23 protein-coding genes and 1 pseudogene are annotated in these 23,431 nt (G+C 70.7%); 8 read left to right on the top strand and 16 right to left on the bottom strand.

Annotated elements, in window-relative coordinates; translation table 11 throughout:
- From P3W75_RS09655 to P3W75_RS09605, 11 genes and pseudogenes are all read right to left on the bottom strand, one after another.
- Nucleotides 1-305: pseudogene (locus P3W75_RS09655) on the bottom strand (hypothetical protein); the annotation flags it as partial.
- Between the two features lie 66 nt (nucleotides 306-371).
- Nucleotides 372-1,247, bottom strand: a complete 876-nt coding sequence (locus tag P3W75_RS09650; RefSeq protein ID WP_276227153.1) for an SDR family oxidoreductase — start codon at nucleotides 1,245-1,247, stop codon at nucleotides 372-374.
- Between the two features lie 164 nt (nucleotides 1,248-1,411).
- The gene (locus P3W75_RS09645; protein ID WP_276227152.1) at nucleotides 1,412-2,560 is read right to left on the bottom strand and encodes an acetyl-CoA C-acetyltransferase; all 1,149 of its coding nucleotides are present in this window, start codon (nucleotides 2,558-2,560) and stop codon (nucleotides 1,412-1,414) included.
- An 11-nt stretch (nucleotides 2,561-2,571) separates the two neighbouring features.
- Nucleotides 2,572-3,633, bottom strand: coding sequence for an acyl-CoA dehydrogenase family protein (locus P3W75_RS09640; RefSeq protein WP_276227151.1), 1,062 nt, complete (start codon nucleotides 3,631-3,633; stop codon nucleotides 2,572-2,574).
- Nucleotides 3,634-3,644: 11 nt separating this feature from the next.
- Nucleotides 3,645-4,811, bottom strand: coding sequence for an acyl-CoA dehydrogenase (locus P3W75_RS09635; RefSeq protein ID WP_276227150.1), 1,167 nt, complete (start codon nucleotides 4,809-4,811; stop codon nucleotides 3,645-3,647).
- A 16-nt stretch (nucleotides 4,812-4,827) separates the two neighbouring features.
- Complete coding sequence (locus P3W75_RS09630; protein ID WP_276227149.1) at nucleotides 4,828-5,580, bottom strand: enoyl-CoA hydratase family protein; 753 nt, start codon at nucleotides 5,578-5,580, stop codon at nucleotides 4,828-4,830.
- Nucleotides 5,561-6,661: an NAD(P)H-dependent flavin oxidoreductase gene (locus P3W75_RS09625; protein ID WP_276227148.1), complete on the bottom strand. Its 1,101-nt coding sequence runs from the start codon at nucleotides 6,659-6,661 to the stop codon at nucleotides 5,561-5,563. Before P3W75_RS09625 ends, P3W75_RS09630 begins: the two co-directional genes overlap by 20 nt.
- A complete protein-coding gene (locus P3W75_RS09620; protein ID WP_276227147.1) occupies nucleotides 6,658-7,515 on the bottom strand; it encodes an enoyl-CoA hydratase in 858 nt (285 codons plus the stop codon). The genes P3W75_RS09625 and P3W75_RS09620 overlap by 4 nt, the downstream gene beginning before the upstream one ends.
- On the bottom strand, nucleotides 7,512-8,321 hold the full coding sequence (locus P3W75_RS09615) for a CoA-transferase subunit beta (protein ID WP_276227146.1): 810 nt from the start codon (nucleotides 8,319-8,321) through the stop codon (nucleotides 7,512-7,514). The genes P3W75_RS09620 and P3W75_RS09615 overlap by 4 nt, the downstream gene beginning before the upstream one ends.
- 12 nt (nucleotides 8,322-8,333) lie before the next feature.
- Nucleotides 8,334-9,215: a CoA transferase subunit A gene (locus P3W75_RS09610; protein WP_276227145.1), complete on the bottom strand. Its 882-nt coding sequence runs from the start codon at nucleotides 9,213-9,215 to the stop codon at nucleotides 8,334-8,336.
- Nucleotides 9,216-9,225: 10 nt separating this feature from the next.
- Nucleotides 9,226-10,122 carry a VOC family protein gene (locus P3W75_RS09605; protein WP_276227144.1) on the bottom strand — a complete coding sequence of 299 codons (897 nt, stop codon included), beginning with the start codon at nucleotides 10,120-10,122 and terminating at the stop codon, nucleotides 9,226-9,228.
- 301 nt (nucleotides 10,123-10,423) lie between these two features.
- Here P3W75_RS09605 and epsC point away from each other — a divergent pair, with 301 nt between their 5' ends.
- From epsC to P3W75_RS09590, 3 genes are all read left to right on the top strand, one after another.
- A complete protein-coding gene (gene epsC, locus P3W75_RS09600) occupies nucleotides 10,424-11,380 on the top strand; it encodes a serine O-acetyltransferase EpsC (RefSeq protein WP_276227143.1) in 957 nt (318 codons plus the stop codon).
- A 66-nt stretch (nucleotides 11,381-11,446) separates the two neighbouring features.
- The gene (locus P3W75_RS09595; protein ID WP_276227142.1) at nucleotides 11,447-12,106 is read left to right on the top strand and encodes a glutathione S-transferase family protein; all 660 of its coding nucleotides are present in this window, start codon (nucleotides 11,447-11,449) and stop codon (nucleotides 12,104-12,106) included.
- Between the two features lie 55 nt (nucleotides 12,107-12,161).
- Nucleotides 12,162-12,977: a protein phosphatase 2C domain-containing protein gene (locus tag P3W75_RS09590; RefSeq protein WP_276227141.1), complete on the top strand. Its 816-nt coding sequence runs from the start codon at nucleotides 12,162-12,164 to the stop codon at nucleotides 12,975-12,977.
- Between the two features lie 3 nt (nucleotides 12,978-12,980).
- Here the strand turns inward: P3W75_RS09590 and P3W75_RS09585 are convergent, their stop codons facing one another.
- The 5 genes from P3W75_RS09585 to P3W75_RS09565 form a co-directional block, all read right to left on the bottom strand.
- Entirely contained in the window at nucleotides 12,981-13,424 is a 444-nt protein-coding gene (locus P3W75_RS09585; RefSeq protein WP_276227140.1) for a nuclear transport factor 2 family protein, read from the bottom strand.
- A gap of 135 nt (nucleotides 13,425-13,559) precedes the next feature.
- A complete protein-coding gene (locus tag P3W75_RS09580) occupies nucleotides 13,560-14,531 on the bottom strand; it encodes an acetyltransferase (RefSeq protein WP_276227139.1) in 972 nt (323 codons plus the stop codon).
- A 10-nt stretch (nucleotides 14,532-14,541) separates the two neighbouring features.
- Nucleotides 14,542-15,330, bottom strand: coding sequence for an SDR family oxidoreductase (locus P3W75_RS09575; protein ID WP_276227138.1), 789 nt, complete (start codon nucleotides 15,328-15,330; stop codon nucleotides 14,542-14,544).
- A gap of 32 nt (nucleotides 15,331-15,362) precedes the next feature.
- Nucleotides 15,363-16,526: a sulfotransferase family protein gene (locus tag P3W75_RS09570; protein WP_276227137.1), complete on the bottom strand. Its 1,164-nt coding sequence runs from the start codon at nucleotides 16,524-16,526 to the stop codon at nucleotides 15,363-15,365.
- Complete coding sequence (locus tag P3W75_RS09565; protein WP_276227136.1) at nucleotides 16,523-17,638, bottom strand: DUF1214 domain-containing protein; 1,116 nt, start codon at nucleotides 17,636-17,638, stop codon at nucleotides 16,523-16,525. Before P3W75_RS09565 ends, P3W75_RS09570 begins: the two co-directional genes overlap by 4 nt.
- Nucleotides 17,639-17,789: 151 nt before the next feature.
- On the opposite strand from P3W75_RS09565, the gene P3W75_RS09560 reads away from it, so the two are divergent.
- The 5 genes from P3W75_RS09560 to P3W75_RS09540 all read left to right on the top strand — a co-directional run bounded on the left by P3W75_RS09560 (nucleotide 17,790) and on the right by P3W75_RS09540 (nucleotide 23,246).
- Nucleotides 17,790-18,260 carry an SRPBCC domain-containing protein gene (locus P3W75_RS09560; protein WP_276227135.1) on the top strand — a complete coding sequence of 157 codons (471 nt, stop codon included), beginning with the start codon at nucleotides 17,790-17,792 and terminating at the stop codon, nucleotides 18,258-18,260.
- Nucleotides 18,261-18,370: 110 nt separating this feature from the next.
- Nucleotides 18,371-19,267, top strand: a complete 897-nt coding sequence (cysD, locus tag P3W75_RS09555) for a sulfate adenylyltransferase subunit CysD (RefSeq protein ID WP_276227134.1) — start codon at nucleotides 18,371-18,373, stop codon at nucleotides 19,265-19,267.
- Nucleotides 19,267-21,159 (top strand): sulfate adenylyltransferase subunit CysN, encoded by a 1,893-nt coding sequence (gene cysN / locus P3W75_RS09550; RefSeq protein WP_276227133.1) that lies wholly within the window; start codon nucleotides 19,267-19,269, stop codon nucleotides 21,157-21,159. The genes cysD and cysN overlap by 1 nt, the downstream gene beginning before the upstream one ends.
- 135 nt (nucleotides 21,160-21,294) lie before the next feature.
- A complete protein-coding gene (locus P3W75_RS09545) occupies nucleotides 21,295-22,455 on the top strand; it encodes a helix-turn-helix transcriptional regulator (RefSeq protein WP_276227132.1) in 1,161 nt (386 codons plus the stop codon).
- 35 nt (nucleotides 22,456-22,490) lie between these two features.
- On the top strand, nucleotides 22,491-23,246 hold the full coding sequence (locus P3W75_RS09540; RefSeq protein ID WP_276227131.1) for a glucose 1-dehydrogenase: 756 nt from the start codon (nucleotides 22,491-22,493) through the stop codon (nucleotides 23,244-23,246).
- Nucleotides 23,247-23,431: the final 185 nt, after the last annotated feature.

Below are 23,431 nucleotides of genomic sequence, written 5' to 3'. Positions count from 1 at the left end.
CGCACGGCGCTGGAGGGTGAAGCGTCGGCGAGGAAGCTTTCCGCGCTGTCGCGGATCATCTGCTGCTCGTCGGTGAAGGCGAATTCCATGGGAAGCGACCCTGTCGGTTCGGATGGGCGCAGTCTGGCGGGAGTCGGTGCGGGGGGAATCGTCCGAATGGACGTGGGGGCGTTCGCGCCAATGGCTACCTGGACGTAGGGCGAATAACGCTCCGCGTTATCCGCCGATTGGCCTTGGCCATGTTCCCGCTCGCGGTCGAACCTGGTGAGGGTCGCCCGATTCGAACGCGGCGCGGGCGACGACATGGGTGTATCGGCGGATAACCGCGAACGGTTATTCGCCCTACGCCCCCGGGAAATCCGGAACCTGGGTCAGGTGCCGTAGACCTTCTGCGCCGGGATGGCGCGCTCGATGAGGGCGTCGACCGCCGCGCCGATCTCGTCCGCTTGCCAGCGCGCGCCCTTGTCGTGTTCCGGGCCGCGGCGCCAGCCGTCGGCGATGGACAGCTTGCCGCCCTCCACTTCGAACAGCCTGCCGCTGACGTGTTGCGAGGCCTCGCTGACCAGCCAGGCCACCAGCGGCGCGACGTTTTCCGGAGCGAAGTGGTCGAAGCCTTCCTCCGGCTTCTTCATCACCTCGGCGAACACCTGCTCGGTCATGCCGGTGCGCGCGGCCGGGGCCAGGGCGTTGGCGGTGACGCCGTAGCGCGCCAGCTCCGCCGCCTGTACCAGGGTCAATGCGGCGATGCCGCCCTTGGCCGCCGAATAGTTGGACTGCCCGACGCTACCCTGCAGGCCGGCGCCGGAGCTGGTGTTGATCAGCCGCGCCTGGACCTTCAGGCCCTGCTTGGCCTGCTCGCGCCAATGCCGCACGGCATGGCTGGCGATGCAGAAGTGGCCCTTCAGGTGCACGTTCATCACCGCGTCCCAGTCGGCCTCGGTGAGGCTGGCGAACATGCGGTCGCGGCAGATGCCGGCGTTGTTCACCACCGCGTGCAGGTCGCCGAAGGCGGCGATGGCGGCCTGGACGATCTCGCCGGCCTCGGCATAGTCGGTGATGTCGTGGCAGTCGCCGATGGCGTTGCCGCCCTGGTCGCGGATCAGCGCCACCACGCCGGCGACGGCCTCGCGGTTGATGTCGTTGACGATGACCTTGGCGCCCTCGGCGGCCAGGGCCAGGGCGTAGGCGCGACCGAGGCCGCCACCGGCGCCGGTGATGATGACGGTGCGGTTGGTGCAGATGGGCATGGGGTTCTCCAGCGGATAGCGCTATGACGCGCCGAGAAATTTCAAGGGCGTAGCGAGCGACGGCCAGGCAAGGCGGAATGCCGGTCGGGAAGCGGAGTTGGCTGCGGCCAATGAGCATTCACGACCGGCGTTCCAACGCCGCATGGCCTAGCGCAGTAGCCCCCTCACAATCGTTCGATGATGGTGACGTTGGCCTGGCCTCCGCCTTCGCACATGGTCTGCAGGCCGTAGCGGCCGCCGCTGCGTTCCAGTTCGTGGAGCAGCGTGGTCATCAGCCGCGCGCCGGTGGCGCCCAGGGGGTGGCCGAGGGCGATGGCGCCGCCGTTGACGTTGGTGCGTTCGTGGGGGTAGCCGGTTTCCTGCAGCCAGGCGAGCACCACCGAGGCGAAGGCCTCGTTGATCTCCACCCGGTCGATGTCCTCCAGGCGCATGCCGGCCTTCTTCAGCGCGTGGGCGGTGGCCGGGATCGGCGCGGTGAGCATCCACACCGGGTCGTCGGCGCGCACGCTGAGGTGGTGGATGCGCGCGCGCGGCGTCAGGCCGTAGCGCTTCAGGGCGCGCTCGGAAACGATCAGCAGCGCGCTGGCGGCGTCGCAGGTCTGGCTCGACACCCCGGCGGTCACCCGGTCGCAGCCGAACAGCGTGTCCAGCTCGGCCATCTTCGAAAGGCTGGTCTGGCGCGGCGTCTCGTCGTGCTGCACACCCACCAGCGGCACGATCTCGCGGGCGAAGCGGCCTTCCTCGATGGCGCGCAACGCGCGGCGGTGCGACTCCAGCGAGTAGGCCTCCAGCGCCTCGCGTTGCAGGCCCCACTTCTCGGCGATCATCTGCGCCGAGCGGAACTGGCTCGGCGGTGTCGCGCCGTAGCGCTTCACCCAGCCCGTGGAGCCGCTGAACGGGTCGCTGAAGCCCAGCGGTTCGGCGGCGGTCATGGCCGAGGAAATCGGAATCTGCGTCATGGTCTGCACGCCGCCGGCCACCACCACGTCCTGGGTGCCGCTCATCACCGCCTGGGCGGCGAAGTGCACGGCCTGCTGCGAGGAGCCGCACTGGCGGTCCACCGTGGTGCCCGGTACGCCCTGGTCGAGGCCGGCGGCCAGCCAGCAGGTGCGGGCGATGTCGCCGGCCAGCGGGCCGATGGTGTCGACGCAGCCGAAGATGACGTCGTCGTAATCGGCATCGGGGATGCCGTTGCGCCGCACCAGTTCGCCCAGCACGTGGGCGCCGAGGTCGGCGGCGTGGATCTGCGCCAGGCCGCCCTTGCGCCGGCCGGTGGGCGTGCGCAGGGCGTCGACGATGTAGGCTTGCGCCATGTTCGTTCTCCTCAATGGCCGAAGGTGTGGCCGGCGCCGGCCTGCACGTCGCCGGCGAACAGCGCCTTGCACAGCCGCGCCTTGTGCAGGCTGCGGTCGCCCCAGACCTTGTCCAGGGCCCAGGCGCGTTTCATGTACAGCTGCAGGTCGACTTCCCAGGTGTAGCCCATGGCGCCATGCACCTGGATGGCGTTCTTCGCCGCCAGCTGCGCCGCCTCGGCGCACGCCAGGCGCGCCTGGGACACGTGCAGCGCGGCCTGCGGGTGGCCCTCGGCGAGGGACTGCGCGGCGCGGTACAGCGGGCCCTTGGCGAACTCGATGAGCACCGCGACGTTGGCCATCAGGTGCTTGACCGCCTGGAAGCTGCCGATCGGCTTGCCGAACTGCTTGCGCTCGAAGCTGTAGTCCACCGCCAGGTCGACCATGCGCCGGGCCAGGCCCAGCTGCTGCGCGGCGCTGGCCAGGGCGCCGCGCTCGAAGGCGGCGCTCCACAGCGCGCGGGCCTGCTCGCCGCTGGCCACACGGGTGGCGGCGGACGGCGTCCAGGCCACGCTGAACAAGCGCCGGGCCGGGTCCAGCACGGCGTTGCGGGTGAGCTGCACGGCCTCGCGCGGCACCGCGTGCACCTCGTCGTGGCTGCCGAGCAGCAGCAGGTCGGCGACGTGGGCGTCGGCCACCAGCAGGTTGTCCGGATGCCCAACGGCCAGGCGCGCGCGGCCCTCGGCGATGCGCGCCAGCCAGTCGGCCTTGAGCGCCGCGTGTTCCTCGCCGAGGGCGGCGAGCAGCGGCGCGCCGACCAGCACGGTGTCCAGCAGCGGTTCGGCCAGGGCGGCATAACCGCACTCCTGGGCCGGCAGCACCCAGTCGGTCTCGTCCAGGCCCAGGCCGCCGTGGGCCTCGGGCAGGTTCAGGGCGGTCAGGCCGAGTTCGGCCAGCTGCGCCCAGAGTTCGTCGCTGCGCCCGCTGTCGCCGGCCCAGAGTTCGCGCAGGCGTTCCGGGGTCACCTGGTTGGTGAGGAAGGCGCGCACGCTGTCCTGGAAGCACAGCTGGTCGTCGTTGAAGGTGAAGTCCATGGCCATGCTCCTCAGGCGCGCGGCATGCCGAGCATGCGTTCGGCGATGATGTTGCGCTGGATTTCGTTGGTGCCGGCGTAGATCGGCCCGGCCAGGGAGAACAGGAAACCGTCCAGCCAGCGCCCCACTTCGCCGGCCAGCGGCGCGTCGGGCAGCAGTTCGGCGCGGGCGCCGAGGATGCTCAGGGCGGTGTCGTGCATGCGCTGGTCCAGCTCCGACCAGAAGATCTTGTTGGTCGAGGATTCCGGGCCGATGCGCCCGCCCTGCTGCAGGCGTGAGGCGGTCATGTAGGTGCTCAGGGTGTAGGCCTCGGCGTCCAGCCAGGCGCGCATCACCGCCTCGCCGATGGCCGGGTCGCGGTCGGCCGCCTCGCGGTTGTCGAGGTACAGCTGCAGCAGGCGTCGCGCGGTTTCCTGGAAGCGCGCCGGCGAGCGCAGCATCAGCCCGCGTTCGAAGCCGGCGGTGGACATCGCCACGTGCCAGCCCTGGCCCTCGCCGCCCAGCACGTTCTGCACCGGCACGCGCACGTCGTCGAAGAAGATTTCGGCGAAGCCCGGCAGGCCGTCGAGCTGGGCGATCGGGCGCACGCTGATGCCCGGCGTGTCCAGCGGCACCAGGATGAAGGTCAGGCCGTGGTGGCGGCTCGAAGCCGGGTCGGTGCGGAACAGGCCGAACAGCCAGTCGGCCCAGACCGCGCGGGTCGACCAGGTCTTCTGGCCATTGATCACGTAGTGGTCGCCGTCGCGCTCGGCGCGCGAGCGGATGGCCGCCATGTCGGAGCCGGCGCCCGGCTCCGACCAGCCCTGGGCCCAGACGTCCTCGCCGCGCGCCATGCGCGGCAGGAAGCGGGCCTTCTGCTCCTCGCTGCCGAACTCCATCAGGGTCGGGCCGAGCAGGAAGATGCCGTTCTGGTTGACCCGGCCGGGGGCGCCGGCGCGGTAGTACTCTTCTTCGAAGATCAGCCACTGGATCAGGTCGCAGCCGCGCCCGCCGTATTCCTGCGGCCAGGTCACCATGCCCCAGTGGCCGTCATGCAGGCGCGCTTCCCACTCGCGGTGCAGGCGGAAGCCTTCCTCGGTGTCGTAGGAGGGCAACGGGGTCTTGGGGACGTTGGCCGCGAGCCAGGCGCGGACTTCTTCGCGGAAGGCCTGTTGTTGGTTGTTGTAGTTCAGGTCCATGGGCTGTCGCCTGCGGTCAGTTGAATTGCGCTTCGCGCTTTTCCACGAAGGAGTCGCGCGCTTCCTGGGAGTCCAGCGAGCGGTAGGCTTCGAGGGTGAAGCCCTGCTCCCAGCGATACTTGTCTTCGAGGTTGCCGTCCTCGATGCCGGTCAGCGCCTCCTTGGCCAGGGCGATCATCGCCGGGCTCTTGGCGGCGATCTTCGCGGCGACGGCCAGGGCCGCCTCGCGCAGCTGCGCGCGCGGCACCACCCGTTCCACCGCGCCCAGGCGGTAGGCCTCGCAGGCGTCGATGGGCTCGCCGGTGAAGTACATGTGGCGCACCTTCTGCACCGGGAACAGGCGCTGCAGATGGGCGCCGCCGCCCATGGCGCCACGGTCCACCTCGGGCACGCCGAAGGTGGCGCATTCGCTGGCGACGACGATGTCCGCCGCGCCGCACAGGCCGATGCCGCCGCCCAGCACGAAGCCGTGCACGGCGGCGATCACCGGTTTGGGATTGCGGTGCACGGCCTTGAAGCTGTCGTAGTTGCCCTTGTTCACCGCCACGATCAGGTTGCCGTCGGCGGCCAGTTCCTTGATGTCGACCCCGGCGCAGAAGCCGCGCCCCTCGGCGCGGATGACGATGACCCGCACCGCGTCGTCGCGACCCAGGCGTTCCAGCTCGGCGGCGATGGCCGCCCAGCCGGCGCAGTCGAAGGCGTTCACCGGCGGGCGGTCGAACACCAGCTCGGCGATGTAGTCGTGGATCTCAACGCGAAACGGCTGCATGGCGGCCCTCCTGGGATGCTTGCGGGTCTACCCGGCGGGCCAGCTCGGCGAGCCGCGCCTCGGCCTGGGCGACGATGGTCTGGATGATCTCGGCGCACGCCGGGCGGCTGCCGAGCAGCGCGGCGACCTGCCCGGCCGGCAGCACACCGTCCTGCGGCTGGCCGTCGACCATGGCCTTCTGGATCACCATGGGTGCGTTGGCCGCCAGCAGCGCCTGGGAAAGCGTCAGCTCGCCGCGCTGGCGCAGCGCCTGGAGCATCTGCCCCAGGCCGATGCCGGAGTGACGCCGATAGGCCAGCGCGCAGCGCGCGGCCAGAACCATGCGCCGCCAGGGGCCGGCGGCCTCCAGGGCGTCGAGCAGTTCGTTGCGGATCATCCGCTGCGGCAGGCCGTCGAGGGCGCGGCTGACGATCACCGCCGCCGGGTCGCGCACGCCCAGGTAGCGCGCCAGGGTGGCGTCCGGCACCGGGCTTTCCTGGCTCATCAGGAACCGCGTGCCCATGGCCACGCCCTCGGCACCCAGGGCCAGCGCGGCGACCAGCCCGGCGCCGTCATGGAAGCCACCGGCGGCGACGACGGGCACCGGCACCGCGTCGCGCACCTGCGCCAGCAGCAGCGAGGTGGGCACCGAGCCGGTGTGCCCGCCGCCCTCCCCGCCCTGGATGGTGACGATGTCGGCGCCCAGCTCCACGGCCTTCTGCGCGTGCTTCAGGGCGCCGACGGTGGGCATGCAGACCACCCCGGCGTCCTTCAGCCGGGCGATCAACTGCTTGCCCGGCGAGCGGCTGTAGCTGACCGCCTTCACGCCGTGGCGCAGCACCAGCTCGACGATCTCGCCGGCGTTGGGCTGGTACATGTGGAAGTTGACCCCGAACGGCTGGCGGGTCAGCGCCTGGGTTTCGAGGATCGCCGCCTCCATCCGTTGCGGCTCGATGGTCGCCCCGGCGAGGAAGCCGAAGCCGCCGGCGTTGCCGGTGGCCGCCACCAGGCGCGGGTCGGCGACCCAGCCCATGGCGGTCTGGATGATCGGGTAGCGGCAGCCGAGCAGCTCGCTGACGCGGGTGCCGAGGTTGGCGCTCATCGCCCGCCCTCCGCCGGCTCGCGCTGCGAGCTGGCCATGGCGCGGGCGTCGTAGCCGCCCAGGCGGTCGCCGCTGACCAGCTCGTTGTGGGCGTGGGCGAAGTGGTGCAGGCCGAACACCATGTCCATGGTGGCGCGCTTGCCCATCAGGTCCTCGGCGTTGTTCACCGCCTGCTTGGCCAGCTGCAGGCCCAGGCGCGGCATCTCGGCAATGCGCCGGGCCATGTCCAGGGTCACGTCGAGCAGCACGTCGCGCGGCGCCACCTTGTTGACCATGCCCAGCTGCCAGGCGCGCTCGGCCGGCAGGCGTTCGCCGAGGAAGAGGAACTCCTTGGCGATGCGCGGGCTCAGCTCGTGCACGTGGGCGAAGTACTCGACGCCGGGAATCCCCATGCGCACCACCGGGTCGCGGAAGTAGGCGTCGTCGCTGGCCACGATCAGGTCGCAGACCCAGGCCAGCATCAGCCCGCCGGCGATGCACGCGCCCTGGACCATGGCCACGGTCGGCTTGGGCATCTCCCGCCAGCGCCGGCACATGCCCAGGTAGACCTCCTGCTCGCGGGCGTAGAGGAACTCGCCGCCGGGCTTGTTGACGTGGTCGTACCAGAGGCTGGCGCGCTCGAAGCTCTGGTCGACGTCGCGCCCCGGCGTGCCGATGTCGTGGCCGGCGGAGAAGTGCTTGCCGGCCCCGCGCAGGACGATGACCTTCACCGCGTCGTCGTCGCAGGCGCGGCGGAAGGCCGCGTCCAGCGCGTAGGTCATCCGCGAGTTCTGCGCGTTGTGGTACTCGGGGCGGTTCATGGTGACCAGGGCCAGCGGGCCCTGCACCTCGTACAGGACGACCTCCTCGCTCATGGCCGCGCCTCCGCGTTGCGCCGCTCGCCCGGCGGGTTGTCCTTGAGCTGGCGGGCGCGCAGGTTGTGCGGGTCGAGGCGGCGCACCAGCGCCAGCTGCTCGGCGCTGGGCGCGGCGGTGACCGGGATGTGCGCCGGCAACGCCAGGTCGAAGGCGGTGTTGTCGAGCACCTGGGCCAGCTCCACGCCGGGGTGCAGCGAACGCACGCGCATCTGCCGCTGCGGGCCCTGGAAGTCCATCACGCAGAGGTCGGTGACGATAAGGCGCACGTCGATGTCGTCCAGGCTCCAGCCCCGCGCCAGGCGCGCCGGGTTGTAGCCGACCGAGGCGACCATGTCGACCTCGCCCTCGACGAACACCCGGCGGTTGTGCGCCGGCACGAAGAACGAGTTGGCGTGGCTGATGGAGTTGCCGGGGAAGCCGCGCACCCCGAGCATCTGCGCCTTGGGCCGGGCGTAGTCGCCGATGCAGGAGATGTTCGCCTGGCCGAAGCGGTCGACCTGGGTCGGCCCCACCAGCGCGTGGCGACGCCCGCCCCAGACGTTGTCGAAGATGCGCGAGAAGCCCATCCAGCTGTCGAGCTGCGGCTGGTAGCCGTTGCGCGCGCCGAGCGGCACCGGCTCGCCGACCATGAAGGCCTCGGAGTCGGTCATCAGCAACTCGCGGTTGCTGCTGAGCATGGCCAGGGAGGCGGCCAGCCGGGGGATCACCCCGATACCGCTGGCGAGCACTTCGCCGTCGTCGCGCCAGCATTCGCTGGCGGCGCAGATCAGCAGTTCGGCGAGGCTGTAGTTGCAATCGGTCATCGGTCGGCCTCCTCAGAACACCGGCAGGGGCAGCTTGCCCAGCGCGTCGAGCCCGCCGACCTGGTCCAGGTAGGCGGCTTCGCCGGCGCGAATGAATTCGTCGTAGTAGCGCTGCCAGCCGCCCTCTTCCTGGGCCGAGGCGTTGTAGCGCTGGAAGTGCGCCACGTCGAAGCCGTAGCGCGGCGCGCAGGAGCTGGGGTGGGCGCCGCCGGGGATGTGCGCCACGCCGCTGGTGAGGTTGCGTTCCCAGAACACCTGGCGCGCGGCCTGCGGGTTGGCGTGGAAGTAGGCCGGCTCCACCAGCTCGTCGCAGCTCACGTAGGTGTAGGCGGCGGCGCGGGCGAAGAGGTCGTCCATGTAGTGGTCCGGCCCCTCGATCTGGCACACGCCACGGGCATCGGCGCGGTCGACGTGGAGCAGCGCGGCGTCCAGTTTCAGCGCCGGCATGGCGACCCAGTCGCGGCCGTCGGCGTAGGGCGAGGCCACCAGTTTGATCTGCGGGTTGTGCGTCAGCACGTCGGTGCCCAGGCCCACGGCGGTGGGAATGAAGGGCACGCCCATGGCGGCGGCGCGCAGGCCGAGCAGCAGCATGCCCTCGTCGATCTCCATCACTTCCAGCTCGCCGGCCTGGCGGGCCTTGCGGAAGTAGGGTTCGAGCGGGATGAAGTCCAGCGAGACGAAGGCGAACACCAGCTTCTTCACCTTGCCGGCGGCGCACAGCATGCCGACGTCGGCGCCGCCGTAGGCGACGATGGTGAGGTCCTTCAGGTCCGAACGGAGAATCTCGCGGATCAGCGCCATCGGCTTGCGCCGCGGGCCCCAGCCGCCGATGCCGAGGGTCATGCCGTCGCGCAGGCGGGCGACCACCTCGGTGGCCGTCATGCGTTTGTCCATGCTGCGCTCCTTACTGGCGGCCGACGCTGAAGTCGTGGCCCCAATGGCTGACCACGGTGCTTTCGAAGGGGGTGTGCGCCTGCCAGTCGACTTCCAGCCCGCCGTGGCCGTACTCGATGTCGAAGCCGCCGGGGCTGCGCATGTAGAACGAGACCATCTGGTCGTTGGTGTGCTTGCCGAGGGTGGCCGAGAGCTGCACGCCGGCGCCGCGCATGCGGTCCAGCGCGCGGCCGACGTCGTCGAGGGCGGCGGTTTCCAGCATCAGGTGCACGCAGCCGCTGGGGATCGGGCACTCGAAGATCGCCAGCGAGTGATGGCGGGCGTTGCCGCAATGCAGGAAGTGGATGCGCTTCTCCGGCTCCTGCGGGTCGGGGGTGAAGCGCACCTTCATCAGGTCGGAAAGGCCGAAGCCCATGACGTTCTCGTAGAACGCCTGGCAGCGCTCGAAGCTCGGCGCCGGCAGCACCACGTGGCCCATGCCCATGGCGCCGGTGACGAAGCCGCTGACGCCGACCGGCGAGACGAACGGCTTGAAGTCCTGGCACGGGCCCCAGAACAGCTCGTGGCGGTTGCCGTCGGGGTCGCTGAACAGGGCGAGTTCCTGGACCTTGCGCAGCGCGCAGTCGGCGACGCCGCCACGGCTGACCTCGACGTCGGCCTGCTGCAGCTCGGCGATGGCCTGTTCGAAGGCGGCCTTGCCGGCCACTTCCCAGCCGCTGGCGCCGTAGCCGTCGCGCTCGTCGCGCAGCACCAGCACGCGGTAGTGGCGCTCGTCCATCTTCAGGTACAGCGCGCCCTCCGGCGCCGCCGCGTCCACCATCATGCCCAGCACCTCGCCGGCGTACTCGCGCCAGCGCTGCAGGTCAGTGGCCAGGACGGTCACGTAGCCCAGTCCTCGGATATCCATCGCTGTTCTCCTCATCGTCGTCGCCGCTCCGCCGGGCGGATTGGCTGGTGATGGGGATTCAAACAGCGCGAGGAAGCCCTAACATCGTCCAATGGGACTAGCGCGAAAGGGGCGTGGCGCGTGGCCTGCGCGGCAGCCGGGGGAGGATCGCGCGACGCCGCCGCTCGTTCGAAACGCGCTGAACACGCATGAGCTTATAACCGCCGGCGATTTGTCGACGGCGGCCGAACACCGCAGGATAGAGGCCAGCATTTCCCCGGCGCTTGGCCGGGGCAGCCACCTCTCTTGGAACCTGCCTGCGATGAACGACAACAACTGCAACGACGCTCACAGCGTGAACTGGCAACTGGGCGCGATAGTCGACGAACTGCGCGCCGCGCGTAGCGAATGGCGCGGTCGCAATGGTCGCCAGCGCGAACGCGGCGGCCGCGAACTGCCCTCGCGCCACTCCATCGAGGAAGTGGTCGAGCGCCTGGCCAGCGCCCTCTTCCCCATGCGCCTGGGGCCTAACGATTTGCGCGAGGAAAGCGAGGACTTCTTCGTCGGCCACACCCTCGACGCGGCGCTCAACGCCCTGCTCACCCAGGCGCGCCTGGAGCTGCGCTACAGCGCCCGCCAGCGTGGCGAGCCGGAGGAAGGCGCCGAGGCCAGCGCACGGGCCATCGTCGGCGATTTCGCCCGCGCCCTGCCGCAGCTGCGCCGCCTGCTCGACGCCGACGTGCTGGCCGCCTACCAGGGCGACCCGGCGGCGCGCAGCGTCGACGAGGTGCTGCTGTGCTACCCCGGGGTCATCGCCATCATCCACCACCGCATGGCCCACCACCTGTTCAACGCCGGCCTGCCGCTGGTGGCGCGGATCATTTCCGAGCTGGCGCACTCGGCCACCGGCATCGACATCCACCCCGGCGCGCAGATCGGCCACAGCTTCTTCATCGACCACGGCACCGGCGTGGTGATCGGCGAAACGGCGATCATCGGCGAGCGGGTACGCATCTACCAGGCGGTGACCCTGGGCGCCAAGCGCTTCACCGCCGACGAGTCCGGCCAACTGCTCAAGGGCCAGCCGCGCCACCCGATCGTCGAGGACGAAGTGGTGATCTACGCCGGCGCCACCATCCTCGGCCGGGTCACCATCGGCAAGGGCTCGTCCATCGGCGGCAACGTCTGGCTGACCCGCAGCGTGCCGGCCGGCAGCCAGATCAGCCAGGCCAGCCTGCAGCAGCTCTCCGGCGAGCGCCGCGAAGCCGACGGCGCATGAGCGGCGCCGCCAAAGCTGTGCTACCACTTGCCTCTTGCCGATCCCGGACAACAGGCGGTATTCCCCATGTCACTCGCGCTCTATGGTCACCCCTTCTCCTCGTACACGCAGAAGGTGCTCATCGCCCTCTACGAGAACGCCCTCGCCTTCGAGTTCCGCTGCATCGGGCCGGACACCCCGCAGCACACGGCGGACTGGCTGCGCCTCTGGCCGCTGGCCAAGTTCCCGCTGCTGCTCGACGGCGAGCGTGAGGTCGTCGAGAGCAGCATCATCATCGAGTACCTGCAGCTGACCCGTGGCGGCCCGCTGCCGCTGCTGCCCGCCGAGCCGCTGGCGGCGCTGGAGGTGCGCTTCCTCGACCGCTTCTTCGACCTGCACGTGATGACGCCGGTGCAACACGCGGTGGGCGGCGCCCTGAGCGGCGACGCGCTGAAGGCCGCTGATGCCCTGGCAACCGCCGTGGGCAAGCTGGAAACCGCCTACGCCTGGCTCGACGGACAGCTCGCCGGCAGGCCCTGGGCGGCCGGCGAGGCCTTCAGCCTGGCCGACTGCGCGGCGGCGCCGGCGCTGTTCTACGCCGACTGGACGCAGCCCATCGCGCCGACCTACCCGACCCTGCGCGCCTACCGCGCGCGGCTGCTGGCGCGGCCCTCGTTCGCCCGCGCGGTGGACGAGGCGCGCCCCTACCGCCCGTTGTTCCCACTGGGCGCGCCGGCGCGCGACTGAGCCGCGCGGAGCTGGCTAGAATGGGCGCCTCGCTGTTTCGCGGAGAGCCCAACCGATGCACCTCGATCTGATCCAGGCTCTGAGCCTGGCCGGCAAGACCGACGTTCCCAACGATGACCGCCTCGGCAGCGCCGACAGGCACGCCTGGGTCATCGACGGCGCCACCGACCTGGGCGCCCCCGGCCTGCTCGGCGAACGCGGCGGCGCGGCCTGGCTGGCCGCCGCCACGCAACGCGCCTTCGGCGCCGCCGACGGCGACCTGGCGGCGATCTGCGCGGGCGTCTTCGACGCGCTCGCCGACGCCTACGCCCGCGAGCGCCGCCGCGAGCCGCTGGCGCTCTGGGAGCTGCCGCGCGCCTCGTTCGCCGCCGTGGCCCTGGAGGGCGACGCGCTGGCCTGCGGGCATATCGGCGACTGCGTCGTCATGCATCGCGGCAGCGCCGGCGTGCGCTTCCTCACCCCCGAACCGGACCGCGCCACCGAACTGGCCGAAGCCGCCGCGCTCGGCCCCGGCGCGGGCGCCGGCAACGTGCGCACGCCGGAAGTGCTGGCCGACCGCCGCGCCGCCCGCGAACGGCCGAAGCCGGTGCTCAGCGTCGACGCGCGGCAGGCACGCGCCGACGTGCGCTACACCCGCGCAGCGGTGGCCAGGGGCGACGACCTGCTGCTGATGAGCGACGGCTTCGCCGCGCTGTTCGACACCTACGCCGCCTACGACGCCGCCGGCCTGATGGCGCGGGTGCTGGCAAGCGGCCTGGCGCCGCTGGCCGAGGAACTGCGGCGCATCGAGCGCGAGGACGCGGCCTGCCTGCGCTACCCGCGCTTCAAGGCCAGCGACGACGCCTCGGCGATCTGGCTGCGGGTCGGCTGAGCCTCACACCGGCAGGCCGTCCGGCACGTTGAAGGTCCACGACTTCTCCTCGCTGCGCCGCGCGATGCGCCAGCCCTGCTCGGTGCGGCGGTAGCGGTCGTGGTACCAGAGGCCGAGGAAGAAGGTGCGCCGGCTGCCGTCGGCGAGGTCCACGGCCATCGGGTTGAAGCACAGGATGCGGCCGCTGGCCTCGTCGCCACTTAACTCGATGGCGTGGTTGCCGATCATGTGCTGGTAGGCCGGGAAGGTCGCCAGCGCCTCGCCCAGCCAGGCCCGCACCTGCGGATAGGCGCCGTCGATGCCGCCCATGGCGCGGTAGTCGATGTAGGCGTCGGGGCTGAACACCCGGTCCAGGGCGGCGAAGTCGCGGCTATCGATGGCGTTGCAGTAGTCCACCGCCAGTTGCTGGATTTCCAGGCGGTCGGAGATTACCTGCAGAGACAGCATAGGGGGCTCCTGTAGGGCGTATAACGCTCCGCGTTATACGCCGATTGGCCGTGGCTCCGGGGCGCTTCGAGGCCGGCCCTGGAGCGGGCGGTGGGTCGTGGTGCAGCGGCGTACAACCGCGAACGGTTGTACGCCCTACGACGGTGTGGGGTATCGCGCCAATAGATGGTTGGCGAGGTGTTCCAAGTGTTCGTCGTCGAGGTGGTTGATGCCGGCCGCGCGGGCCCTCCCGCCGCCGGTGGGGAATTCCCGGCAGAAGGCGTCGGCGGCCAGGCCGGCGGCCGCCGGCACGCGCAGGCTGAACAGCCAGCCGCCGTCGGCCTTGGCGCTGAGCAGGCCGATGGCGCGGTCCGGCGCGCGGCTGGCCAGCTGGTTGGCCAGCACCCCGCTCACCCGCCGCGCCCAGGCCTCGGCCGGCAGCCGGTAGAGCCGCGCGCCAGGGCCCTCGCGCCAAGGCTCCTGGCCCTGGGCCGCGGCCATGTCGGCGGCGTAGCCGGCGCGCAGGGTGGCGAAGCTCGGGCTGGCGCGGACGAAGTCCAGCGGGTCGAGGTAGGGCCGCAGTTCCTCGGCCAGGGCCAGCGGTTCGAAATGCAGGTCGGCCAGGCTCTCGCCATAGGCGTTGTAGTTCAGCAGCAGGCCCAGTTCCTCCAGCGCCGCCACCTCCTCCGCCGCCAGGCCGTGGCGCTGCGCCAGCGCGCGCGCCGGGCCGGCCATGCCGTCGCCGAAGGCCGCCGCCACCGCCCAGCGGTGGTGCCGGCCGCGCAGGTGGCGGTCGACCAGGAGGCTGGTGCAGACGTCGGCGGCGGTATCGATGAACGATTCGAAGGCGCCGTGCGCGGGCAGTTCGCCGGCGTGGTGGTGGTCGAAGTAGCGGACCCGCGCGCCAGCCTCCAACAGGCGCCGGGTATCGGCGGCGTTCTGCGCGTGGGAAACGTCCAGCGCCGTGACGCGTTCACCTGCGCTGGCCTGCACCTGGCGCAACAGGTCGATGTCGCGCTTGACCCCGCTGACCAGGCGCGGGGCCTCGCCCAACTCGCCGGCCAGGCGCAGCTGCTGCAGGGCGCAGAGCCCGTCGGCGTCGCCGTTGAAGGCGCAATGCTCGATCATGCCCGCGCCCTCAGCCCATCAGCTCGCCGCCATTGGCGTCGAGCTGCGCGCCGTTGATCGCGCTGGCGTAGTCGGAAGCCAGGAACAGCGCGGCGCGCGCGCATTCCTCGTCGGTGCGCATGCGCCCGCCGGGCACCCCGGCGCTGAATTCGGCGCGCACCTGCTCCTCGCTGACGCCGCGCGCGGCCGCCGTCTGGCGCACCACCGCCTGCACCGGCTCGCCCCACATCCAGCCGCAGGCCAGGGCGTTCACCCGCAGCCCATGCGCCGCCTGCTCGCTGGCGAGGTAGCGGACGCTGGCGGCCAGCGCGGCCTTGGAGGCGGAATAGGCGGCGCCGCCCTGGTACGGCTTGCGCACGCCCAGGGTGTTGATCATGACGATGGCCCCGGCTCGGCGCGCCTGCATCGCCGGCAGCACCGCGCGGGTCATGTTCAGCGAGCCGAGCAGGTTGACCTCCAGGGCCTCGCGCAGCGGCGCGTTGTCGCCCTCCTCCACGGCCTGGAAGCCGCCGTGGGAGAAGGCGCTGTTGATCAGCGCGTCGATGCGCCCGAAGCGCTCCAGGGTGGCCTGGGCGAAGGCCTGGCAGGCGCTCGGCTCGGTGATGTCGGTGACCACGCGCAGCACCTGGCAATCCGGCGCGATGGCCCGGATGCGCGCCTCGGCCTCGATCAGCCGCGCCTCGCTGCGCGCGCCTATGGCCAGGGCGCGGGCGCCTTCGCGGGCGGCTTCCAGGGCCAGCTTGATGCCCAGTCCGGGGCCGATGCCGGAGACCATCAGCACCTTGTCGTTCAGCAGCATGGGGAATTCCTCTTGTCGTTATTGGGCCGCGTTCAGACGTGGATATGCCGCGCGCGGTACTCGGCGTAGTCGCGCCGCAGCAGCGCCTCGCTGAGGCCGAAGCGTTCCGGCTGGTACTGGTGCGCGGCGCGTTTCTCGCGGCCGTTGTCGGCCAGCCAGCGGGCCATGGCTTCGCGCTGCGCCGGGCCCAGGTCGAGGCCGGCGAAGCGGTAGATGGCCTCGACCACGCCCAGCGGGTCGCCCAGGGTGTCTTCGAAGCGCACGTCGAGGAAACGCCCGGCGGGAATGTCCGCGCGCACCGCCATGGCGTGCCGGAGGGCGCGCGCCATGCGCCGGTTCCACTGTTCGCCGACCACTTCCGGGTCGGCCTGGTCGCTGTACAGCTGCCAGAGCGTATGGATGAAGCTGGCCAGCGAGGGGATGGTCTTGCCCGGCTCGCGGTGGGTGAGCACCACCTGGGCGCCCGGGAACACCTCGAACAGCAGCTCCAGGGTATGCAGGTGCTGCGGGCTCTTCAGCAGCCAGCGGCGGCCGCTGGCGACGCCCCGGCGGGCCTGCTGCCATTGCAGGAATTGCAGAGTCTTCTTCAGGTAGCGGTAGACCTGGGCCTGGTCCTGGCGGTCGAGCCAGGCGGTGTAGCTGGGCACGTTGACGTAGGAGTCCATGGCGCAGAGGAACGAGTGCTCCATGAGCATGAATTCCTCGTCCGCCTGCTCGGCGTCCAGCGGGTGGATGGCCAGCAGTTGCGGGAGGAACTCGATCATCCCCGCCACTTCGGCGCGCGCCCGCTCGATGCGCTGGCTCGGCCGCTCGATGGCCTCGCCGGGCAGCGGCGCCGGGTAGCGGGTTTCCCACCACTGCGCCTTGCTGAACTGCGGGTCCACCGCCAGGGTCCGCTGCAGCAGCGTGGTGCCGGTGCGCGGCAGGCCGACGATCACCAGCGGGTCGTCGATGCGCTGTTCGAGGATTTCCGGGTAGCGCTTGCAGTGATCCTCGATCACCAGGCGGTTGACCAGCTGCGCCAGCAGCTTCTCGCGCAGCAGCACGCGGCCGCGCTCCGACAGGCGCGCCTCGTTTTCCAGGGCCTCGGCGAGCACCCGCAGGGCCTCGCGGAAGTCGCCGGGGCCGAAATCATCGAGGCCGTCGGCGCGCGCGCTGGCTTCGGCCAGCAGTTGGTTGGGCGAGAAGTGGTTCATCGGGCCAGTTCCTTCAGGTCGGCGAGCTTGACCACGCGGGTGCTCGGGTGCACCGGCTGCTGCGCGCCGACCCAGCGCAGGCAGAGGGTGCCGTGGGGGTGGCCGGCGGTTTCCAGCCAGTTCGCCAGGCCCGGGTCGCGGGCGCTGAGCACCAGGCGCACGCCGCCGCGCTCGTCCAGGCGCGCCGAGTGCTTGTTCAGGCAGACGCGGTGGTAGCGGTAGTCCAGCGATTCCATCCAGTAGTTGTTGATCTGCAGGTTCCAGAAGTCGCACGCGGGCACCTGCTCGACCTCGATCAGCAGCGCCTCGTCGTCGGCCAGCGCCCAGTACGAGTGGTAGTAGAAGATGTTCGGGTCGCCGCCCACCGACTGGCACAGCGCCTGGTCGGCCGGCGGCAGCTGGTTGGCGTGGGCCTGGTAGCCCTGCGCCCAGTCGGCGAACAGCCGCGCGGTGCCCTCGACGAAAGCGCCGACGCGCTGCAGCCCCTGGTGCAGGCGCGCGGCGTCCAGCGGTTGCGGCGCGCTGTCGGCATCCAGGCGCTCGATGCGCAGCTGCGCCGGTTGCTCGCTGGCGCGGTCGAGGAAGGTCTGGCGGACGATCAGCGCGTTGCTCTGCGCCTCCATCGGCAGCCAGTTGCCGGTGGCCGGGCGCTGCTGGCCGAGGATGATCTCGAAGTCGCCGTTGGCGTCCAGTTCCAGCTGGCCGGCGTCGATGAAGCCGGTCGGGATCATCTTGCCGTCGGTCTCGTAGCCACCCTTCTGGGTGCCGAAGCTGAGGTAGGCGACGCTGCCGCGATTGCCGCTGACGCGGTACTCGTGCTCGCCGTTGAGGCGCGCGTAGCGGTACAGGTTGTCCGGGTTGTCGGCGCCGATCTTGGCCGTCTCGTGGGACGGCGTGATGAAGCCGGGGAAGTCCGCGTCGGCGAACTCCAGGTGCATCTCCAGGGCGATGCGCAGCAGGCGCGTGAGGTAGCGGAAGCCCTCGGCGCGGGTCTGCGCGTCGGCCGGGGCCTCGGCGCGGAGTATCTGCTCGCCGCTGCGGCGCAGTTGTTCGCAGAAGAGGTTCCAGCTTGCGCCGCTGAGCACCTCCTGTTCGATCCTGTCTGTGGCCATGTCGGTCTCCTCTGTGGGCCTGGCGAAGACCTTAGGGAGAAGGCGCCGGGGCATTCTTCGTCCGCTCGGACGAGGAGCGCGGCGGCGAATGCGCCGAGCATCGGCCCGAGCGCGTCGCGCGGTGCGACGCGATACACGCCTGGAGGAACCCATGGCCGAAGAAAACAACCTGGTCCGCTCCCTCACCGTCGAGATCGCGGCGCCCGCCGAACTGGTGTGGGCGGTGCTGGTCGACCTGCCCCGCTACCCGCAGTGGAACCCCTACACCGTCAAGGTCGAGTCGAGCCTGCGCCTGGGCGAGCCGGTGAACCTGTTCCTGCCCGACCCGACGCGGCCGGGCGAGCTGCTCCAGGTGATCGAACAGCTCGCCAGCTTCGAGCCGCCGCGCCTGCTGGCCTGGGAGATGCACGCCAGCGCCGATAACCCGGATGCCGCGCGGCGCGAGCAGATCATCGAGGCGACCGGCCCGGCGAGCTGCCGCTACCACACCACCGACCAGTTCCTCGGCGCCACCGCCGACACGGTCATGGCCATGCACGGCGCCTGGGTCAAGCAGGGCTTCGACGCCGTGGCCCTGGCGGTGAAGGCGCGCGCCGAAGCCCTGCACGCGGCGCGAGGCTGAGGATGCCGGTGCGGGTTTTTCGTCCGGTCGGACGAAGAACCCGCGCCGGCGCATTACCTACCGTGGCGCCACGCCGGCCCGAACGCCGGCCGAACACGAGGAGGTAACCCATGTTGACTCATCTGCAATGGCTGGAAGCGGAAAGCATCCAGATCATCCGCGAAGTGGTCGCCGAGTGCGAAAACCCGGTGATGCTCTACTCCATCGGCAAGGACAGCGCGGTGATGCTGCACCTGGCGATGAAGGCCTTCGCCCCGGGCAAGCCGCCCTTCCCCCTGCTGCACGTGGACACCACCTGGAAGTTCCGCGAGATGATCGCCTTCCGCGACCAGACCGCCAAGCGCCTGGGCCTGGAGCTGCTGGTACACGTCAACCCCGAGGGGCTGGAGCGCGGCATCAACCCGTTCGAGCATGGCTCGGCGCTGCACACCGACGTGTGGAAGACCCAGGGCCTGAAGCAGGCGCTGGACCACCATGGCTTCGACGCCGCCTTCGGTGGCGCGCGCCGCGACGAGGAGAAATCGCGGGCCAAGGAGCGGGTGTTCTCGATCCGTTCCGAACAGCACCGCTGGGACCCCAAGCAGCAGCGCCCGGAACTCTGGCGCCTGTACAACACGCGCAAGCGCAAGGGCGAGAGCCTGCGGGTGTTCCCGCTGTCGAACTGGACCGAGCTGGACATCTGGCAATACATCTACCTGGAACAGATCCCCATCGTGCCGCTGTACTTCGCCGCCGAACGCCCGGTGGTGCGCCGCGACGGCACCCTGATCATGGTCGACGACGAGCGCCTGCCGCTGCGCACCGGGGAAACCCCGGAACGGCGCAAGGTGCGCTTCCGCACCCTGGGCTGCTACCCGCTGACCGGCGCCATCGACAGCGACGCCGACGACCTGCCGGCGATCATCCGCGAGATGCTCGTCAGCCGCACCTCCGAACGCCAGGGCCGGCTGATCGACAGCGACTCGGCCGGCTCCATGGAGAAGAAGAAACAAGAGGGGTACTTCTGATGAACGCCATCAGCGCATCGCCCAGCGACGACCTGAAACCCTACCTGGAACAACAGCAGCACAAGCAGCTGCTGCGCTTCATCACCTGCGGCAGCGTCGACGACGGCAAGAGCACCCTGATCGGCCGCCTGCTCTACGAGTCCAAGGTGCTCTTCGAAGACCAGCTCGGCCAGCTCGAAGTCGACTCGAAGAAGCTCGGCACCCAGGGCGAGGAGCTGGACTTCGCCCTGCTGGTGGACGGCCTGGCCGCCGAGCGCGAACAGGGCATCACCATCGACGTGGCCTATCGCTTCTTCGCCACCGAGAAGCGCAAGTTCATCGTCGCCGACACCCCCGGCCACGAGCAGTACACCCGCAACATGGTCACCGGCGCCTCCACCGCCGACCTCGCGGTGATCCTCGTCGACGCCCGCCAGGGCTTGCTGGTGCAGACTCGCCGGCACAGCTACCTGGTGTCGCTGCTGGGCATCCGCAAGGTGGTGCTGGCGATCAACAAGCTCGACCTGATGGACTACTCGCAGGAGGTCTTCGCGCGCATCGAGGCCGACTACCGCGCCTTCGCCGCGCGCATCGGCCTCGACGACATCCAGTGCATCCCGCTCTCCGCGCTGCGCGGCGACAACATGCTCGAGCCCAGCCCGAACACCCCCTGGTACGACGGCCCGAGCCTGCTCCAGCACCTGGAGGAAGTGCCCCTGGAGGCCTCGCGGCAGAGCGCCGCGCCGTTCCGCCTGCCGGTGCAATGGGTGAACCGGCCGAACCTCGACTTCCGTGGCTACAGCGGCAACGTCGCGGCCGGCAGCATCCGCGTCGGCGAACGCGTCCGCGTGCTCCCCGGCGGCCAGCAGAGCGTGGTCAGCGGCATCCTCGGCGCCGCCGGCGAACAGCAGCAGGCCAGCTGCGGCCAGGCGGTGACCCTGACCCTGGCCGACGAGATCGACATCAGCCGCGGCGACCTCATCGCCCTGGCAGAGGCGCCGCCGGAAGTCGCCGACCAGTTCGAGGCCACCCTGGTGTGGATGGACGAGGAAGCCCTGCTGCCCGGCCGCCCCTACCTGATGAAGATCGGCACCCGCACCCTGGGCATGAGCTGCACCGGGCTCAAGCACCGGGTCGAGGTGAACAGCCTGGAGCACCTGGCGGCGCGCACCCTGGAACTCAACGAGATCGGCGTCGGCAACCTCAGACTGGACCGCCCCATCGCCTTCGATGCCTACGCCGACAACCGCGATACCGGCGGCTTCATCGTCATCGACCGGCTGAGCAACCGCACGGTCGGCGCCGGCATGCTGCACTTCGCCCTGCGCCGCGCGCAGAACGTGCACTGGCAGGCGATCGACGTGAACCGCGAGGCCCACGCCGCGCTCAAGGGCCAGAGCCCACGGGTGCTGTGGTTCACCGGGCTGTCCGGGGCCGGCAAGTCGACCATCGCCAACCTGGTGGAGCGCAAGCTGCACGCCCTCGGCCGGCACACCTACCTGCTCGACGGCGACAACGTGCGCCACGGCCTGAACCGCGACCTGGGCTTCACCGAGGCCGACCGGGTGGAGAACATCCGCCGGGTGGCGGAGGTGTCGCGGCTGATGCTCGACGCCGGGCTGATCACCCTGGTCTCGTTCATCTCGCCGTTCCGCGCCGAACGCGACATGGCCCGCGACCTGGCCGGCGCCGGCAACTTCGTGGAGATCTTCATCGACGCGCCGCTGGCCCTGGCCGAACAGCGCGACCCCAAGGGCCTGTACCGCAAGGCCCGGCGCGGCGAGCTGAAGAACTTCACCGGCATCGACTCGCCCTACGAGCCGCCGCTGGCGCCGGACCTGCACATCGACACGCGCCACGAATCGGCCCAGGCCGCCGCCGAGCGCATCGTCGACTACCTGCTGCAACGCTGACCGCGAGCGACCGGCACGGCCCGCCCACGCGGCGGGCCGTCGCCGGTCCCGGTTACGACCTAGGCCAAACGGACGATTTGCCCCCCTCCCGCGCCTTCGATACTCGACCCCAAACAAGAACGAGCGAGGCACCGCATGACCTCCTGCCTACCCGCCGCCCCGGGCGGCCCCACTACCGAAGAACTGAGCGAGCTGCTCGGCCTGGTCTACCGTGGCCCGCGAGAAAGCACGCCCTGGGCGAGCCTGCTCGAAGCCCTGCGCCGACGCTGCGACGCCAGCTACGTCACCCTGGTCCTGCGCAACCCCGCCGAGCAGCGCCCGGGGCTGATCGTCAACGCCTCGCAGCATGGCCCGCACCTGCCCGGCGAGCCGTCCTACAGCGAGCACTACTACGCGATCTGCCCGTTCCTCGACTGGCCCGCCGGCGAGGTCAGCAGCGCCGACCGAGGGCTCGGCAGCGCGGCCTGGCTGCAACACGACTTCTACCGCGACTACCTGGAACCGCTCGACCTGCGCTACGTGCTGGTCGCCCACATGACCACCGCCGAAGGCATGCACTGCGCGCTGTTCGCCTGCCGCGGCCACGCCGGCGACGACTTCAGCGACGCCGACCTGGCCCTGGTGCGCCTGCTGCTGCCGCACCTGCAGCAGGCCGTGGACCTGCACTCCAGCCTCGACCAGCTGGAGTCCGAACGCCGGCTCTACGCCGCGACCATCGACCGCCTGCTGGTGGGCACCGCGATCCTCGACGAGCACGGCCGGGTGATGCGCTGCAACAGCGCCGCCCAGCGCCTGTTCGACAGCCGCGACGGCCTCGACTGCCAGCACCAGCGCCTGCAAGCCTTCGCCCGCCAGGACAACCGCAACCTGCAGAACGCCATCCAGGCGGTGCTGCGCCTGCGTGAGCGCGGCCAGGTCGACGAGGTCGAGGTGCTGGCGCTGGCCCGGCCCAGCGGCGCGATGCCGCTGAACCTGCTGCTGCGGCCCATCGCCCTGCACCACGAGAGCCGCAGCGGCGCCCGGCGGCCGGCGCTGGCGCTGTTCATCCGCGACCCCGCCGACTCGCCGCAGGCCTCGCGCTCGCTGCTGCGCAGCCTGTTCCAGCTGACCCGCACGGAAACCGAGGTGGCGATGCAGATGATGGACGGCCTGACCCTCGACGAGACCGCCGGCGCCCTGGGCGTGTCGCGCAACACCGTGCGCGCGCACCTGCGCGGGGTCTTCGCCAAGACCGGCGCCACGCGCCAGGCGCAACTGATCAAGACGCTGCTCAACAGCGTCGCCTCGCTGGCCTGAACGCCGGCGATTTCTCCCACAAAGGAAACCCCACGATGAAACGACTGCAAGACAAGGTGCTACTGATCACCGGCGCCGCGCGCGGCCAGGGTGCGGCGGAAGCCCGGCTGTTCGTCGCCGAAGGCGCCAAGGTGGTGATCGCCGACGTGCTCGACGAGGACGGCGAGCGCCTGGCCGACGAGCTGGGCGAGGCCGCGCTGTTCCAGCACCTGGACGTGACCGACGCGGCGCAGTGGCGCGCCGTCGTGGAGCGCGCCCAGCGGCACTTCGGCAGGCTCGACGGGCTGGTCAACAACGCCGGCATCCTGCGCCTGGTGCCCCTGGAAGACAGCTCGGTGGACGACTACCGCCAGGTCATCGAGGTCAACCAGGTCGGTTGCTGGCTGGGCATGAAGAGCGCGCTGGCGGCGCTGAAGGAGGCCGGTGGCGGCGCCATCGTCAACATCTCCTCCACCGCCGGCATGGAAGGCATCGCCGGCGGCACCGCCTACGTCGCCAGCAAGTTCGCCGTACGCGGCATGAGCAAGGCCGCCGCGCTGGAGCTCGGTCGGCACAACATCCGCGTCAACTCCGTGCACCCCGGCGGCATCGACACGCGCATGGCGCGCCCGCCGGAAATGGCCGACTTCGATCCGTCGTCGATCTACAGCGGCCTGCCGATCCCGCGCATCGGCCAGCCGGAGGAAGTGGCCAGGCTGGTGCTGTTCCTGGTTTCCGACGAGTCCAGCTACTGCACTGGCGCGGAGTTCATCGTCGATGGCGGGATGCTGGCGGGGTCGTCGTTCGGTTGAGTGGATGGGGGGGCGGAAGAGCGCGCTCAGTGTAGGTTCTGCGCAGCGCTCGACTCCCGCCCCTCTCCCTAACCCTCGGCTACGCGCCCCGCCCTGAAGGGAGAGGGGACCGTTGGGCAGAACGAGGGGTCCTGGAGCTCGTCGGCTAGCACGCTGGTATCCGGAGAAAACCACCCTCCTCTCGG

It is taken from the genome of Pseudomonas citronellolis (assembly GCF_029335315.1).
GTDB classification, from domain to species: Bacteria; Pseudomonadota; Gammaproteobacteria; order Pseudomonadales; family Pseudomonadaceae; genus Pseudomonas; species Pseudomonas citronellolis_A.
Note: the sequence above shows the minus strand (reverse complement) of the source record. Positions and strands in the feature narration are given on the sequence as shown.

What these genes read in the sequence shown, in the direction of transcription:
- P3W75_RS09615 (WP_276227146.1), bottom strand. Translation starts at nt 8,321, where the DNA reads ATGACCGATTGCAACTACAGCCTCGCCGAACTGCTGATCTGCGCCGCC.
- P3W75_RS09540 (WP_276227131.1), top strand. Translation starts at nt 22,491, where the DNA reads ATGAAACGACTGCAAGACAAGGTGCTACTGATCACCGGCGCCGCGCGC.
- P3W75_RS09645 (WP_276227152.1), bottom strand. Translation starts at nt 2,560, where the DNA reads ATGGCGCAAGCCTACATCGTCGACGCCCTGCGCACGCCCACCGGCCGG.
- cysN (WP_276227133.1), top strand. Translation starts at nt 19,267, where the DNA reads ATGAACGCCATCAGCGCATCGCCCAGCGACGACCTGAAACCCTACCTG.
- P3W75_RS09565 (WP_276227136.1), bottom strand. Translation starts at nt 17,638, where the DNA reads ATGGCCACAGACAGGATCGAACAGGAGGTGCTCAGCGGCGCAAGCTGG.
- P3W75_RS09635 (WP_276227150.1), bottom strand. Translation starts at nt 4,811, where the DNA reads ATGGACCTGAACTACAACAACCAACAACAGGCCTTCCGCGAAGAAGTC.
- P3W75_RS09650 (WP_276227153.1), bottom strand. Translation starts at nt 1,247, where the DNA reads ATGCCCATCTGCACCAACCGCACCGTCATCATCACCGGCGCCGGTGGC.
- P3W75_RS09580 (WP_276227139.1), bottom strand. Translation starts at nt 14,531, where the DNA reads ATGATCGAGCATTGCGCCTTCAACGGCGACGCCGACGGGCTCTGCGCC.
- P3W75_RS09610 (WP_276227145.1), bottom strand. Translation starts at nt 9,215, where the DNA reads ATGGACAAACGCATGACGGCCACCGAGGTGGTCGCCCGCCTGCGCGAC.
- P3W75_RS09605 (WP_276227144.1), bottom strand. Translation starts at nt 10,122, where the DNA reads ATGGATATCCGAGGACTGGGCTACGTGACCGTCCTGGCCACTGACCTG.
- P3W75_RS09585 (WP_276227140.1), bottom strand. Translation starts at nt 13,424, where the DNA reads ATGCTGTCTCTGCAGGTAATCTCCGACCGCCTGGAAATCCAGCAACTG.
- P3W75_RS09545 (WP_276227132.1), top strand. Translation starts at nt 21,295, where the DNA reads ATGACCTCCTGCCTACCCGCCGCCCCGGGCGGCCCCACTACCGAAGAA.
- P3W75_RS09575 (WP_276227138.1), bottom strand. Translation starts at nt 15,330, where the DNA reads ATGCTGCTGAACGACAAGGTGCTGATGGTCTCCGGCATCGGCCCCGGA.
- P3W75_RS09595 (WP_276227142.1), top strand. Translation starts at nt 11,447, where the DNA reads ATGTCACTCGCGCTCTATGGTCACCCCTTCTCCTCGTACACGCAGAAG.
- P3W75_RS09630 (WP_276227149.1), bottom strand. Translation starts at nt 5,580, where the DNA reads ATGCAGCCGTTTCGCGTTGAGATCCACGACTACATCGCCGAGCTGGTG.
- P3W75_RS09560 (WP_276227135.1), top strand. Translation starts at nt 17,790, where the DNA reads ATGGCCGAAGAAAACAACCTGGTCCGCTCCCTCACCGTCGAGATCGCG.
- P3W75_RS09570 (WP_276227137.1), bottom strand. Translation starts at nt 16,526, where the DNA reads ATGAACCACTTCTCGCCCAACCAACTGCTGGCCGAAGCCAGCGCGCGC.
- P3W75_RS09640 (WP_276227151.1), bottom strand. Translation starts at nt 3,633, where the DNA reads ATGGACTTCACCTTCAACGACGACCAGCTGTGCTTCCAGGACAGCGTG.
- P3W75_RS09620 (WP_276227147.1), bottom strand. Translation starts at nt 7,515, where the DNA reads ATGAGCGAGGAGGTCGTCCTGTACGAGGTGCAGGGCCCGCTGGCCCTG.
- cysD (WP_276227134.1), top strand. Translation starts at nt 18,371, where the DNA reads ATGTTGACTCATCTGCAATGGCTGGAAGCGGAAAGCATCCAGATCATC.
- epsC (WP_276227143.1), top strand. Translation starts at nt 10,424, where the DNA reads ATGAACGACAACAACTGCAACGACGCTCACAGCGTGAACTGGCAACTG.
- P3W75_RS09625 (WP_276227148.1), bottom strand. Translation starts at nt 6,661, where the DNA reads ATGAGCGCCAACCTCGGCACCCGCGTCAGCGAGCTGCTCGGCTGCCGC.
- P3W75_RS09590 (WP_276227141.1), top strand. Translation starts at nt 12,162, where the DNA reads ATGCACCTCGATCTGATCCAGGCTCTGAGCCTGGCCGGCAAGACCGAC.